The sequence below is a fragment of the Thermocaproicibacter melissae genome (assembly GCF_024498295.1).
In the GTDB taxonomy this organism is placed as follows: Bacteria; Bacillota; Clostridia; order Oscillospirales; family Acutalibacteraceae; genus Thermocaproicibacter; species Thermocaproicibacter melissae.
The window spans coordinates 70,865-85,065 of record NZ_CP101827.1 but is presented as its reverse complement, the minus strand read 5'-3'; the positions used below and the strand labels follow the sequence as shown (position 1 = coordinate 85,065).

Here is a 14,201-nt window from a genome sequence, read left to right as displayed (position 1 = left end):
ATCCCAACAAGGGTATAATACAACCAAGTAAATTTGAAAAGAGAGGATTGGCGCATGGAAGAGTATCAGATCATAACAGACTCCACAAGCGACCTAACGCAGGAAATGGTCGATGAGCTTGGTGTTGAAGTAATTCCTATGAGCTTCACGCTCGGACAGGATTCTTATTATGATTATCCGGATGAACGCGAACTTTCATCTCATGACTTCTACTCCAGAATTGCTGCGGGAGAGACATCAACAACAAACCAGATTACCTTGACGGTGTTTACCGAAACATTTGAAAAATATCTTCAAGCCGGAAAAGATGTCCTTTACATCGGCTTTTCCTCCGGCTTGAGTGGCACATATAATAATTCCGTACTTGTGGCTCGGGAACTTTCGGAGAAGTATCCCAGTCGGAAAATCTATGCGGTCGATACTCTTGGAGCTTCGCTCGGCGAGGGTGTGCTTGTGTGGTACGCAGCACAGATGCAGCGTAAAGGCTCTTCCATTGACGAAGTGAAGAATTGGGTTGAGGAGAACCGCAACAGGCTGCATCACTGGTTTACGGTAGACGACTTGAACCACTTGAAGCGCGGCGGCAGAATATCCGGTACGGCGACAATGGTGGGCACGATGCTCGGCATTAAGCCGGTCATGCATTTTGACGATGAAGGCCACATTGTACTGATTGACAAGGTCCGCGGGCGCAAGCAGTCGCTGGATACCCTTGTAAAGCACATGGAGTTGACAAGCGAAAATCCTAAAGAGCAGACAATTTTCATCAGCCACAGCGATTCTTTGGAGGGCGCGGAATACGTCCGGGATCAGGTGGCACAGAAATTCGGCGTAAAGGAGTTTCGCATTGCACCAATCGGGCCGGTCATCGGCGCACATACCGGAACTGGCACCGTTGCACTGTTTTACTTTGGAAAAGACCGCGAGGCCGGCCTGAAAAAATAATTGAAGGCATGAAAAAAGGCACGCACCCATTTGGGCGCGTGCCTTTTGCTATTTCTTCTTTTTGTTGCAGCTGGCGGCGTACGGACAGGAGGAACAGCCTCCGTCGCAGCTTTCGTTTCTGTGGCGGAACGAGTAACGCACCGCGAAGAAAAGCAAAACCAACGCAGCAGCGATCAATACGTAATCGAGCGGTTTCATAAAAGTGCCTCCTTTTCGGAAACAACGGGCCGCTGAAAAAGATTAATGGACGAACAACATACCGATATGGTAAACGAGGAACGCGGCAATCCAAGCAAAACCGCACTGGTAGAGGACAACGCCGATGGCGCCCTTCGCGCTTTTCATTTCCTGACGGACGACACTGATGGCCGCTACACAAGGGGTATAAAGCAGTGTGAAAATCAAGAATGAAAATGCGGTGAGCGGCGTGAACATGGTGGCAAGCGTCTGGCCAAGGTCGGAAACATTGGTGCCGGTCAGAACCGCCAAAGTGCTGATGACGGCTTCCTTTGCGGTAAAGCCGGTCAAAAGGGCCGTTGAAGCCTTCCAGTCGCCGAAACCAAGTGGGGCGAATATCGGGGCAAGCCACGAACCGACGATGGCCAGCATGCTGTTTTTGCTGGATTCCACAACATTGAACCGCGTGTCAAAGGTCTGCAGGAACCAAATGACGATGGTGGCGGCAAAAATCACGGTGAAGGCACGCACAAGGAAGCCCTTGGCTTTGTCCCAGACGAGCAGCAGAACGCTTTTTGCGCTCGGCAGGCGGTAGTTCGGCAGTTCCATGACGAACGGAACCGGGTTTCCGTGGAAGATGGTCCTTTTCATCAAGAGCGCGCTTACAATGCCCATCAGCACGCCGAAAAGATACAGCCCAATCATGACAAGAGGCGCGTAGCGGGGAAAGAAAGCCGCCGTGAAAACGGCGTAAATCGGGAGCTTCGCGCTGCAGCTCATAAACGGCGTGAGCAGAATGGTCATTTTGCGGTCACGCTCACTGGAGAGCGTTCTCGTCGCCATAATCGCAGGAACTGAGCATCCAAATCCAATCAGCATCGGCACGATGCTTCGGCCGGAAAGGCCGAGCTTGCGCAGCGGCTTATCCATGACAAACGCCACGCGCGCCATATAACCGCTGTCTTCCAGAATCGAAAGGAAGAAGAACAGTACAACGATGATTGGCAGGAATTGAAGCACGCTGCCCACACCTGCGAACACACCGTCGATAATCAGCGATTTTACGACAGGGTTGATTCCGTAGGCCGTAAGTCCGGCATCGGTGGCGTCTGTTACAATGGCGATTCCCTCAGCCAGCAGGTCGCTCAGCCATTTGCCGAGAACATCGAACGTCAGCCAGAAAATCAGCAGCATAATCAGCAAAAACACGGGGATAGCGAGATATTTGCCGGTGAGAACCTTGTCGATACGAACGCTGCGCTTGTGTTCTTTCGATTCACCCATGCGAACGACGGTCGCTGCGCACAGATTCTCGATGAATGTATAGCGCATATCCGCGAGGGCAGCTTCACGGTCCGTCTGGAGTTCGCGTTCCATTTCCTTGACATCGTGCTCAATCATGTCCAGCTCGTTCTGCGAAAGGTTCAGCGCCTTGCGCATTGGCTCGTCGCCCTCAACAAGCTTTGTGGCGGCAAAGCGCGGCGGAACATGGATACGCTGCGCGTGGTCCTCGACCATATGTGCGATGGAGTGAATGGTGCGGTGCACGGCGCCGCTGCAGAAGTCCTGGCGCTTTGGCAGGCGCTTGTTGCGCGCCGTTTCGATGACAACGTCAATCAGCTCGTCAATGCCTTCGTTCTTGCTGGCGCTGATCGGCACCACCGGAACACCGATCTGCTGCCGAAACGCATCAATCTTTACGGTGCCGCCGTTTGCGCGAACCTCATCCATCATATTGAGCGCAATTACCATCGGAATATTCAGTTCAATCAACTGCAAGCTCAAATAAAGATTTCGCTCAATATTTGTTGCATCGACGATGTTGATGATGGCATTGGGGTGGCTTTCCAGCAGAAAGTCGCGCGTAACGATTTCTTCGTTGGAATAAGGCGAAAGGGAATAGATTCCCGGAAGGTCAACGACCGTTGCCGAGTTGTGGCCGCGAATGACACCGTCTTTCCGCTCTACGGTAACGCCGGGAAAGTTCCCGACGTGCTGATTGGAACCCGTCAGCTGGTTAAAAAGGGTGGTCTTGCCGCAGTTCTGGTTTCCGACTAGGGCAAAAATCACTTGGCGGGACCCCCTTCAACGACAATGTTTTTTGCGTCGTCCATGCGCAGTGTCAGTTCATAGCCGCGCAGCTGAATCTCAATCGGGTCGCCCATCGGCGCCACCTTACGAATCATAACCTTCGTGTGAGGTGTTAGGCCCATGTCGAGAAGCCGGCGCCTCAAAGCACCCTGCCCCTTGACCTGCACAATCTTTACCGGTTTCCCAATCGGTACCCTGTCAAGTGTTGTCTCGGCCATTTGGTTCCCTCTTTCCTCGTGTTTGTTTTGACAAACTCTAAGTTAGTCTTAACTAACACAAATATTATATTCCTTGAAGAAACGGTTGTCAACGGGAAAAACGAGAAGAAATAGAATACCAGTATAAAAATTTCTGACGTTCTCAGTGCGAGTTGGCTTTGCACAAAAAAAGAGGTCCCGGAAGGGAACCTCCAATGGATTGTATCTGCTTTTGCGGCTCAATGGGATTGGGATGGATTCAAAAAATCCGGCTGATTAGAACTCTGGGTGGAAATGGCACGAACCGAAGAACTGGATACCAAATATTCATTGCACATGTATTCCCGGATGGTATGATCGGTGCTGAGCTCCTCTTCGCAAACGTCGGAAGAATCCTCAACGAAAACAACACCTCCGGAATCACAGGAGATTGTCATGGTGTAAGAAAGTACAATATGTGAACCTGCTTCGAATGGGCTTTTCCACGCGGAAACTTCTATCTTTCTTCGGGGGCAGCCGGTAAGATAGTAAATTTTGAAGGTTTGCATATTCTTCATTGTGGTGAGCATACAAACGCAAATCAACCCTAAAAAAACGACCAGAAACAAGATAATCAGAAACGGCATAAGGGTTGAGAGAGTCTTGCCGTTTTCAGCTTGTTCCTGAGCAATAATCTCAGTGTCAAGCTGTGTGTAGGCAAGGCCCATTTCGTTCCGAAGTTCGTCAATCTGTGCCTGTGTACAGGAACGGTCCAAATACACAAATGCACCGGTAAATCCCGGATACCCAGCCGGTTTTCCTCCAGTCCAACCGCCCGAAAACAAATTTTCCGGCACAATAAGAAACATATGATGGTTTGTCATGTCCTCAAAGAAATCGGACGCGGGAAGAATACACGAACTGCAGTCCCCGAGGTTCAGCGACATCTGCGGAAGAGAAAGAATTCCCGCTACAACATAATCCCGTGATTTTTCTAGGCTGGAACCGCTTTTTTGAATGATATACCCGGAAATGATATCACCTACGTGGTAACGGTCGGCCGAAGCGCCGCCGACGAGACAGGGAATTCTGCCGTTAATCAGCTTTGCGTCAGGCCAAGATCCCTGCGAAAGCGGCAGATGGATATTGGTGAATGTCGTTTCATCATAAACCTCAACATCCATACCCTCTGATAAAGGAATTGCTTCCCCTTTGTCAAAATGTTCCCGTTCAAACAGTAAAACTGAAGAATATATGCTGGAAAAACCATTCACGAAGGAATATCTTTTTTTAAGGTTTTGCAGCTTTTCAGCAAAATCTTTTTCACTTCTTCCATAATTGCAGTTCGGGTCGGAGCAGTACAGCAGGCGGCTGCCGCTGTTCTGGATGATTTGGATGCAACTCTGACTGTACAGATATATATTGGAAGAGAGCACGACCACAATCATCGCGAGTGCCAGTTCAATGGCGAGAACTGCGTTAGAGAACGGCCTTTTTAGAAACAATTTCCAGCTCAGTATCAGTGATTTCATCATACGCCTCCGCTTGTATCAATCCGCCTGCGGTATTTCAGCAGAGATGGTATCATAATCAGGGCGATAACAATCAGGGAACCGGCGTAAACAGCCAATACATGCGCAATCCGCAGTTCCGAACCGAGAAAGATCGTGTTTTCTGCGTTTGCATACCGAAGCCAGACAAACAGAAGTGTCCCCGCAGTGAAGCATAGCGTGTAAAGCAAAAACAGTTCACAGGCGAAAACGGCTGAAAGTTTCAGTCGGCTGCAGCCGCAGACCAAATATACAGAAAGGTCATTCCGGCTGCATTCCAGCATGTATTTGAAAATAAACAACAGATTTACCAGTGCACTGATGCCTACGATAATCCCAGCAGCCAGCGGAAGAAGCATGTGCGACAAAACACTCTGTGTCATGGGCTTTGGAACGGTTACACTGCACTCCGGCAGCACAGTTTTTACATAATCACCGAGCTGTTCTTTCCTGTCATCCGTAGCATCGACCGGCATACGCAGGCTCACACTTTGTAAGACAAAGTGCTGCAAACCGAAGGTATAGGGGATTTCGCCATACTCGTGATAGGATGGGTAGAAACCGATTACTTTCAGAGTCAGACCATCCAGCAGTTTTGAGTCTCCGACCTTGGACACCGAGGCGCTTCCCACGCTTTCATTTGCGCAGACGAGGACAGGGGAACAGTCGGCTATCTGCTTCGACGTGATGCTTTCGCCTATAATCCGGCTTTTAAACTCGTTCGGGTTTTGGTATGCAATCAAATGCGGCGGGTTTTCCTTTTCAATATCCGAGTGTAGGATAAAATCATACTGGATGTTTGTAAGTTTCATTACGGGGTTATTCTCGAGCTTTTCCGGAAGATCGGTGAGGGAGGAATTCGAAACCGATTGATTCAATGTAGCTACAACCGTGCGCATTCGGTCGTAGTTGCGTATGTAGTTTTCGCCCGAAGTGAAGATGGTTGTAAAGAAAAAGACGAGCCCCAGGCTTACAATGGTTAGAACCGTCGTAAAAATCACAAAAGCAATCCGGTTCCGCCGAAAGAGCAGAATCACAGATACTCGGACTAGAGAAAGAAATTTCATGAAGACCTCCCGATAAAAACGAATAGCATCCCAACGAAGCAGTATGCAGCTTGTAAAAAGGGATGCCCTTCTAAATTAATTAACTGACAGTAAGATGCATAGTACTGAATGCTAGTCCAAATATGGTATCTTGATTACTGACACAGGGGCGGTTTCTGAACATGCAGATTGACATTTCAGAAAGATTTTCATTAAGAAATTCGTGATTTTATGAATTTGATTTTAGCTGGATCTAATTACCGATTATAAATTATTTTGCAAAATGCGTAAACATATGTACAATAATTTATTAATTTTAAGAAATATATCTATTCTGAAACTCAAGAAAGAGGGCATAGAAAACGGCGGTCCGCTGTGAACCGCCGCGCAAAGTTATTTCGGCAAATCGAGGGAAGCGAGAACCTTTTTCAGTTCATCGGCCGAATGCATCAGCTCAAGCTGTTCTTCGCCGCTGAGGTTGATGTCCAGAACCTTTTCAACGCCCTTGCTTCCCACGATAGCAGGCACACCCATGCAAAGCCCCTCAAGGCCGTAATGACCTTGAATCAGACTGGAAACGGGCAGAATGGAATGTTCGTCGCGCAGGATGCACGTTGCAATGCGTCGAACCGACATGGCGATGCCGTAGTATGTTGCACCCTTCTTTTTTATGATAGTGTAGGCGCTGTCGCGCACGTCGGTGTAAAGTTCGTTCGCTGCCTTGCGAAATTCAAAATTGCCGTTCTGTTCGCAGAACCGGTTCAGCTCAATGCCGGAGATGTTGGCGCTGCTCCAGACGGCAAGCTCGCTGTCGCCGTGTTCCCCGATGATGAAGGCGTGCACGCTGCGGCTGTCCACCCCAAGGCGCCGGCCGATGAGATATTTCAGACGGGCAGTGTCGAGCACAGTACCGGAGCCGATGACTCGCTGCGGCGGAAAGCCGGAAAGTTTCAGCGCAACATAGGTAAGAATATCTACGGGGTTGGTGATAATCAGCAGGATGCATTCCGTGTTGTGCTTCACTACTTCGGGGATAATCTGCTTAAAGATGGCGACGTTCTTGTTCACCAAGTCAAGCCGAGTTTCACCCGGTTTCTGGTTTGCGCCGGCAGTAATGATGACAAGGCCACAGCCCGCAACGTCGGAGTAATCGCCGGCATAAATCTCCATCGGGCGGCCAAATGGGAGGCCATGACTGAGGTCCATTGCTTCTCCTTCGGCACGGTCTCTGTTTGAGTCGATGAGAACCATCTCGGAGAACAGACCGCTCTGCATGAGGGCAAAGACGGAACTTGCACCCACAAAACCGCACCCAATCATGGCGCATTTTCTGTAATCTACCATTTGCGTTTCATCCTTTCCGGAATTTATCACTTAACCGATGCCGCTCAAAACGGTATCGGCATACAGCACATTATCTTAGAATGGGAAACAGCGGAAAAATTATTCTGACGCGCTTCTGAAAATTCCGGCCGAACAATAGAAATGATAGTATGTAAGTGCAGAAAAACTCTTTTCTAAAGTCTGGAAATGTTGTATGCTTATTAAAATAAGAAATTGAAGGGGGAAAATATTATGCCATGGCTTCCTTGGGCAATTATCGGCGCAATCATAATCATTCTGATTATATGGGTAGTGAGCAGTTACAACCGCTTGGTTTCTTTTTCGGTTCGTGTGGATAACAGCTGGTCACAGGTTTACGTTCAGCTGCAGAAGCGGTTTGACCTCATCCCGAACCTCGTGGAGACTGTAAAGGGATATGCGGCGCACGAAAAATCTACGCTCGAAGAGGTCACCAAAATGCGGAGTGCGGCGATGAACGCCAAGACTCCGGAAGAAGTAATTGAGAAGAACAACGCTCTTTCCCGCGCAATTGTCAATCTGTTTGCAACGGCGGAGAATTATCCGGACCTGAAGGCAAACCAGAATTTCATCGACTTACAGCATCAACTGCAGGATGTTGAAACAAAGATTGCCGTTTCGCGTCAGTTTTACAACGATACGGCCATGAAATACAATGAATATGTGATGCATTTTCCGTCCAATATTATTGCTTCCGCTTTCCATTTTACACTAAGAAAATACTTTGAGACAGATGACGCAGTGCAAACTGCTCCACAGGTGAAATTCTAATGGATCATACAGGAAAAATGTGGCGGAAAAAGCCCAGTCTTCACAGGACCTTGCGGATTGCGGCGATTGCGCTTGCGGCTGTTATGCTTGTACTTTCCTGCACCGGCTGCGATGATTACCGCGATGACGCCGAGCAGCTGATGGAACAGCTCAACATCGTGGTGGAGCCGCAGAAAAACGGCGATGTGAAGATGACGGAGACATGGCGGGTCAATCTTGAGGAGCGCGACCGCCCTTATAAGAATTTTTACCGCACCTTTCAGAATGACTCCGAAAAAGCGGACGATATCACGGATTTAACCGTTTACGATGAAGACGAACAATGCCAGTACAAATTTATCGGCGATGTTGACCCGGAAAACGGCAGCTATGAAGATAACACCTGCTATATCCACAAAACGGGTGCAATAACCGAACTCGGCTGGTTCATGCCTTCCATGGATTCCGGCGTGCGCACATTTAAAATCTCTTACACCATTAAGAACCTCGTGAGCGTCTACAAGGATACAGCGGTTCTGTATCAATTCCTTGTGCCGGATCAGTTCAGTATTCCGATTGCTTCGCTCACCGGCACTATCCGCCTTCCCGAAGGCGGAAAGAAGGACGACCTGCGGGTCTGGATGCACTCTGACGCAAGCGGACAAATTAGCATAAACTCCGCCACGCAGATTTCGTTCTCCGCAAAAGAAATACCCGCAAACACCTATGTGGATGTTCGTGTCTGCATGCCCACGGGCCTGTTTGCGGATTCTCCAAAGCAGCTGGAATCCTCTGCTTTGCAGTCGATTCAGGCGGAAGAACAAGAGTGGGCAAGGAAGGCGCAGGAGCGGAAGGAAAGGGAACGCCGCCTCGGAATCCTCGATGTGTGCCTCGGTTTATTTGCCGTTGCTACAGGCATAGTTATCCTCACGGTACGCGCGCGCAACAACCGCAGGTTCCGGGTGGATGCGCCGGAATATACCCGTGAAATCCCGGAGGGAAATTCACCGGCCGGCGTCGCGAAACTGTTTTACTATTACTCCGGCGGTGTGAAAAACGTCGCCCAAGACCGTGTGCTCAGCGCGACACTGATGAGCCTAGCTCAGAAGGGATACCTCGTTTTTTCGGGAACCGGCAAAAATTATGCCATTGGCATTGCCCCCGAGGAATACCACAAAAAGCCTTTGAGCAAAAGTGAGGAAATTTTTTACGATTTGATGAAGGATGTCGCGGAAAATAACGGCGGCCAATTTACAATGAAAGATTTCCGCAAATATGCGAGAAAGCAATACAAACATGTTTTCGATACCATCAACACGTTTTTGAGCGCGGCGGATAAGGAACTTGACAATCGAGGCTATTTCCAGAAAAAGGGACGTTTTTCGGCGCCGCTCATCATCACTTCTGTCCTTCTCTTCATCGCAGCTATTAATGTTTTGGCGATAAGCTCCGCAGTGGATTACACGTTGGTTTACCTGCCTCTCGGCATGATTGTGGCAGCAGTTCTGGTTATCATTGCTGCATGCCTGCGCCCGAGACTGACGGAAAAGGGCGAATATGCATATCAGGTTTGGCAGGGACTAAAAAAATTTATGCTGGAGTTTTCCCGCATGAAGGAATACGATGTTCCGCAGCTTCCTTTGTGGGAGGAATACCTTGTCTACGCGACCATGATGGGTATTTCAAGTCAGGTGTGCAGAAACCTGCGCTTGGTGTACCCGCAGCTGAACGATGATGATTACCTGTACACGAACTGGAACGGCACCTACATGTATTACATGTTTGGTTCAAACAGCAACAGTTTTATGGGCAGCGATTTCGGCTCCTCGCTGACTTCTACCATCGGAAGCATCAGCAGAGCGGCAACCCGCCTGGCAAATCCTTCTTCGAGCAGCGGAGGCAGCGGCTTCGGAGGCGGTAGCTTCAGCGGAGGAGGCGGAGGCTTCGGCGGGGGCGGCGGCGGTGTCCGCTGACATTCCTACCAATCGACCTTAATTAACCGCAGAATCAAATCAAAAACAGCGCTGTCCGGTAATTTACCGGACGGCGCTGCTGCGTGTTCGGAAAAGAATTAATCAACTCTGCGTGCAATGTCCTTTTGCCGAATCATACTTCTGCTGGCAAAGTACGTAGCAAGGAAATAAGCTCCGTAGACAATCACAAGAATACAGGCTGTTCCGACAAGACTGCCGAGAATATCCGTGTTGTTTACGTCCATCATTGCCTGATTCACTACATGGATTCCCACAGCGGAATGGACGATTGCAAGAGACAGCGGCAACAGGAAGTACAAAGCGATTTGATGAAACAGAGCGCGGTTTATCATTTTTTCTTCCGTGCCGAGCTTGCGCAGAAGGCCGTAGCGCTCCGCATTGTCGGAAGCCTCCGAAAGCTGCTGCAAGGCCAGAACAGCCGCTGCAGCAATCAAAAACACTAGACCGATGTAAAGAGTGATATATGTGGCAGTCGTTTTTGAACCCGTATAAAAATCATAGATTTCTGACTTTAACAATACTCCGGTGTAGCATTTATCAGCTCCCTCAAATCTTGAGATAGTTTCCTTAAATTTGTGGCTGTCTGTTTCGGGTTTAAACTGAATGTTCAGAATCGTCTGTATGGGTTTCATCCCTTTGAGGTACGAATCCGGAAGGATGAGAGTTCCCCATTCCATGAAACCTTCGTCGCTGTCCATTTCAGATATTAGGGTGGAAAGTGGAGAGAGTTCTGTCCCGTTTATCGTAAGTTTTTTACCGGAGGATACGATACTCTGGTAGCATGGTAACAGGTCTTCTCTTGGGCAGTTTACTGCGTACTCATTTTCTTTGAGAACCAGTTCTTTCTTCCCTTTCAGCTTCAGAATCTTATTGAAGTCCGAGAGTGACATAGCCGTCATCGAAACGCCTTTCATATTGTTGGCGTAATAGTCGGCCAGCCTTTGCGGTAAGCTGCTTTCCGAAATCAATGCATCGTAAGGAATATCTTTTCGTACATATATATAAATTTGGCCATAGCTTTTTGCCCATTTATCAAGGTCAAAACCGGCCGCTTTCAAATTTGCTGTAATATCGAGATTCTCTTCTTTTGCAGTTTCATGTTTGGTCGATTCCGCCTCATCTCCAAAGAAGATTTGAGAATATCCTTCGGAAACGTAAGTCAGTGAGGCATCGAAAGGTGTGGCTACATCTAGGTTACGGTTGATAATCCGCGTTAGGCTTAGACCGGTGGAAATTGTTCCAATGGTGATGAGCAGCATGATACAGATGACGGAAACGGAAACAAACGTCGAGTTAATTTTGGAGTTAAACTGCCGCAGCACGAACATATTGAGACCTTTGAAATACAGCTTTTTGTTCGATTGCGTGACACGGAGCAGAAAGCCGGAAAGCGAAAGAAAGAACAACAGCGTTCCCACGATGCCTAAAATCAGGCAAGAAATAAACTGCGGCGAAATTTGAAGCATTCCGTAAGTTTCAACAAGGTAATATGCGGTTCCGAGGCAGACGACAGAAACGATGAAAATGACGACCGAAACCCAGAGACGCCGAATATGCAGCTTCTCGTTTTTATGGGCAGCACTTAGCAGGTCAATGAGATTCAGCTTAGAAACGGAAACCGTGTTGAATAGCATGACCACAAGGAAGATGACGCCGAAATACACAAGCGTTTTCCAGAGGGCTTCGCTGGAAAAAGTGAAGATGAATTTTGAGAGGTTCACTTCAAACAGTTTGGCGGTCAGTATGGACATTCCCTGTGAGAGAAAGACACCTAAAACAAGGCCGACGGCGAGGGAAATCAGGCCGATAAGCAGCGTTTCCACAATAATAATGATGGAAATTTTGCCCTTCGGCATACCCAGCGTCATATAGATGCCGAGCTCCATTTTGCGGCGTTTCATCAGAAAGCCGTTGGCATAAACGATCAAAAAGCCGAGCACAACGGAGATGAACACGGAAACATAACCGATGATTTCCGTTAGAGTTTGCAATACCTGCTTTTGCGAAGAACTGAGCTGCAGCATGGCAGTCTGCGAGTCAATGGAATTGAACATATAAAAAAGACACACGCCGAACATCAATGTCAGAAAATATACCGTGTAGTCTTTCATACTCTTGGTGACGTTTTTAACGGCGAGTTTATAAAACATTGCTGTTGTCGCCCCCCAAAAGCGTCTGCACCTCAATGATGCGGCCGAAGAACTGCTTGCGGGAATCCTGTCCGCGGACAATCTCATCAAAAATCTTACCGTCGCGCAGGAACAGAATACGGCTGCAGTAGCTTGCCGTAAAGGCATCGTGCGTTACCATCAGGATAGTCGCCTGCAGGTCGCTGTTCAAAGTTTCAAGGCTTTCCAGCAGCATGCGGGAAGATTTCGAGTCCAGCGAGCCGGTCGGCTCGTCGGCGAGAATCAACGAGGGCTTTGTGACAATGGCTCGTGCGCAGGCAACACGCTGCTTCTGCCCGCCGGAGATTTCGTACGGGTATTTTTGCAGAATGTCCCCGATTTCCAGCTCATCAGCCACACGCCTCACGCGGGAGTCGATTTCCGACGAAGGTGTTCCGATGATTGTGAGCGCCAGCGCGATGTTTTCATACGCGGTAAGGGTATCAAGCAAGTTGAAATCTTGGAAAATGAAGCCGAGCTTCGTGCGGCGGAACTGGGAAAGTTGTTTCGATTTCAGCGCGGTGATGTCGGTGCCTTCCAGAAAGATATGTCCGGAAGTTGCGGCGTCAATGGTGGAAAGGCAGTTCAGTAATGTCGTTTTTCCGCTTCCGGAAGCGCCCATGATGCCGAGAAATTCACCTTTTCGCACTTCAAAACTGATGTCGTCCACGGCTTTCGTGATGTTGCCGCGTGTTCCGTAATATTTTTCAAGATGTTCTACCTTTAAAATCTGTTCCATTTTCATGCCCCTTTCTTTGGCCCCATCATACCCTTTTTCCGCAGTGTGTACCATCGAATTCCCTTACAAATGCCTTACAAAATTGTAAGAAAACAAAAAGCCCGGAACCGATTTAAGTTCCGGGCGGCGATGTTAATGCGAATACATGCTGCTCACGGGGAAAACAATAGAAATAACGGTTCCACTGCCTTCCTCGGAATCCACGGATATGGAAAGCCCCATTTTGTCGCAGAGCTGTTTGCACAGGTAAAGCCCGAGCCCTGTGGATTTTGCAGACGTGAGGCGCCCATTATCCCCTGTGAATCCCTTGTCAAAAATGCGCGGCAGGTCTTTCTGCGGAATACCGATACCGTTGTCGGTAACCGTCAGTGTGACGCTGTTTTTCCTACCGATGCCGGAAAAGCGGACTACCGGGTCCTTTCTGCGGTATTTTACGGAGTTGTTGAGCAGCTGGGTGAGAATGAATTCCATCCATTTCGCATCGGTCATCACGGGCAGGTCGAGCGAATCCGTTTTGATTTTCACTCCGTTTGCAATCAGCAGAGGATACCCCTGTCCGCGTTTTGTAATCAGGTAATCTTTCAGCCCGAGGTCCTCGAGCTTTTTGCGCAGCCGGTTTACATTCACGGTTAGCGTGTTGTCGTCCACAAATTCATCGGTCTGCCAGAGCGCATTCATCAGTTCCGCGCGGGTTACAATCTGACCGCGCTTGCTGATGAGCATGTGCAGAATCTTCATTTCGTTTTTTGTCAGTTCCACGGTTTTATCCCCGCAGCGCGCCTCGCTGCGCGAAATATTCAGCTGCAGGCCCCGATGTTCGAGAATCTGCGGCGGTGCGGTAGGGTAGGCGCGCTTCATCACGGCGGCAATGCGGGCAAGCAGAATCTGCGTGTTGTATGGCTTTGTAATGAAGTCGTCCGCGCCGAGGTTCATGCTGATTAGCTCGTCGGCGTCGCTGTCACGGCTCGTCACGATAATCACGGGAATCTGAGAACGCCGGCGCAGTTCCCGGCAGATGCAGTAGCCGTCGCAGACGGGCAGGTTAATATCAAGCAGGACAAGCTGAGGCGCAGCCTGCAAAATAACATCCGCCATGTGCGCGTAATCGTCCGAAGTAATACATTCATAGCCATATCGGTTCAGCAGAAGCGAAAGCTCGCTGCGGATGGCTGCATCATCTTCCACAAGAAACACGGTCGGCAT

11 protein-coding genes and 2 pseudogenes are annotated in these 14,201 nt (G+C 49.0%); 3 read left to right on the top strand and 10 right to left on the bottom strand.

What is annotated here, in order from left to right:
• Window positions 1–54 precede the first annotated feature (54 nt).
• Window positions 55–945, top strand: a complete 891-nt coding sequence (locus tag NOG13_RS00400) for a DegV family protein (protein WP_283110352.1) — start codon at window positions 55–57, stop codon at window positions 943–945.
• Between the two features lie 48 nt (window positions 946–993).
• Here NOG13_RS00400 and NOG13_RS00395 read toward each other — a convergent pair whose 3' ends face one another.
• The 6 genes from NOG13_RS00395 to NOG13_RS00370 form a co-directional block, all read right to left on the bottom strand.
• Complete coding sequence (locus NOG13_RS00395; protein WP_283110351.1) at window positions 994–1,143, bottom strand: FeoB-associated Cys-rich membrane protein; 150 nt, start codon at window positions 1,141–1,143, stop codon at window positions 994–996.
• 42 nt (window positions 1,144–1,185) lie between these two features.
• Entirely contained in the window at window positions 1,186–3,192 is a 2,007-nt protein-coding gene (feoB, locus tag NOG13_RS00390) for a ferrous iron transport protein B (RefSeq protein ID WP_283110350.1), read from the bottom strand.
• Complete coding sequence (locus NOG13_RS00385; RefSeq protein WP_283110349.1) at window positions 3,189–3,431, bottom strand: FeoA family protein; 243 nt, start codon at window positions 3,429–3,431, stop codon at window positions 3,189–3,191. Before NOG13_RS00385 ends, feoB begins: the two co-directional genes overlap by 4 nt.
• Window positions 3,432–3,649: 218 nt before the next feature.
• Complete coding sequence (locus tag NOG13_RS00380; protein ID WP_283110348.1) at window positions 3,650–4,921, bottom strand: hypothetical protein; 1,272 nt, start codon at window positions 4,919–4,921, stop codon at window positions 3,650–3,652.
• Window positions 4,921–6,006, bottom strand: a complete 1,086-nt coding sequence (locus NOG13_RS00375) for an FtsX-like permease family protein (protein ID WP_283110347.1) — start codon at window positions 6,004–6,006, stop codon at window positions 4,921–4,923. Before NOG13_RS00375 ends, NOG13_RS00380 begins: the two co-directional genes overlap by 1 nt.
• Window positions 6,007–6,378: 372 nt before the next feature.
• Entirely contained in the window at window positions 6,379–7,329 is a 951-nt protein-coding gene (locus tag NOG13_RS00370) for an L-lactate dehydrogenase (protein WP_283110346.1), read from the bottom strand.
• Between the two features lie 231 nt (window positions 7,330–7,560).
• Here NOG13_RS00370 and NOG13_RS00365 point away from each other — a divergent pair, with 231 nt between their 5' ends.
• Window positions 7,561–8,118: a LemA family protein gene (locus NOG13_RS00365; RefSeq protein ID WP_283110345.1), complete on the top strand. Its 558-nt coding sequence runs from the start codon at window positions 7,561–7,563 to the stop codon at window positions 8,116–8,118.
• Window positions 8,118–10,070: a DUF2207 domain-containing protein gene (locus tag NOG13_RS00360; RefSeq protein ID WP_283110344.1), complete on the top strand. Its 1,953-nt coding sequence runs from the start codon at window positions 8,118–8,120 to the stop codon at window positions 10,068–10,070. Before NOG13_RS00365 ends, NOG13_RS00360 begins: the two co-directional genes overlap by 1 nt.
• Before the next feature lie 98 nt (window positions 10,071–10,168).
• Here NOG13_RS00360 and NOG13_RS00355 read toward each other — a convergent pair whose 3' ends face one another.
• The 4 genes and pseudogenes from NOG13_RS00355 to NOG13_RS00340 all read right to left on the bottom strand — a co-directional run.
• Complete coding sequence (locus NOG13_RS00355) at window positions 10,169–12,241, bottom strand: ABC transporter permease (protein ID WP_283110343.1); 2,073 nt, start codon at window positions 12,239–12,241, stop codon at window positions 10,169–10,171.
• Window positions 12,231–12,998, bottom strand: a complete 768-nt coding sequence (locus tag NOG13_RS00350; protein ID WP_283110342.1) for an ABC transporter ATP-binding protein — start codon at window positions 12,996–12,998, stop codon at window positions 12,231–12,233. Before NOG13_RS00350 ends, NOG13_RS00355 begins: the two co-directional genes overlap by 11 nt.
• A gap of 132 nt (window positions 12,999–13,130) precedes the next feature.
• Window positions 13,131–13,469, bottom strand: a pseudogene (locus NOG13_RS00345) (ATP-binding protein); the annotation flags it as partial.
• Window positions 13,470–13,538: 69 nt separating this feature from the next.
• Window positions 13,539–14,201: pseudogene (locus NOG13_RS00340) on the bottom strand (response regulator transcription factor); the annotation flags it as partial.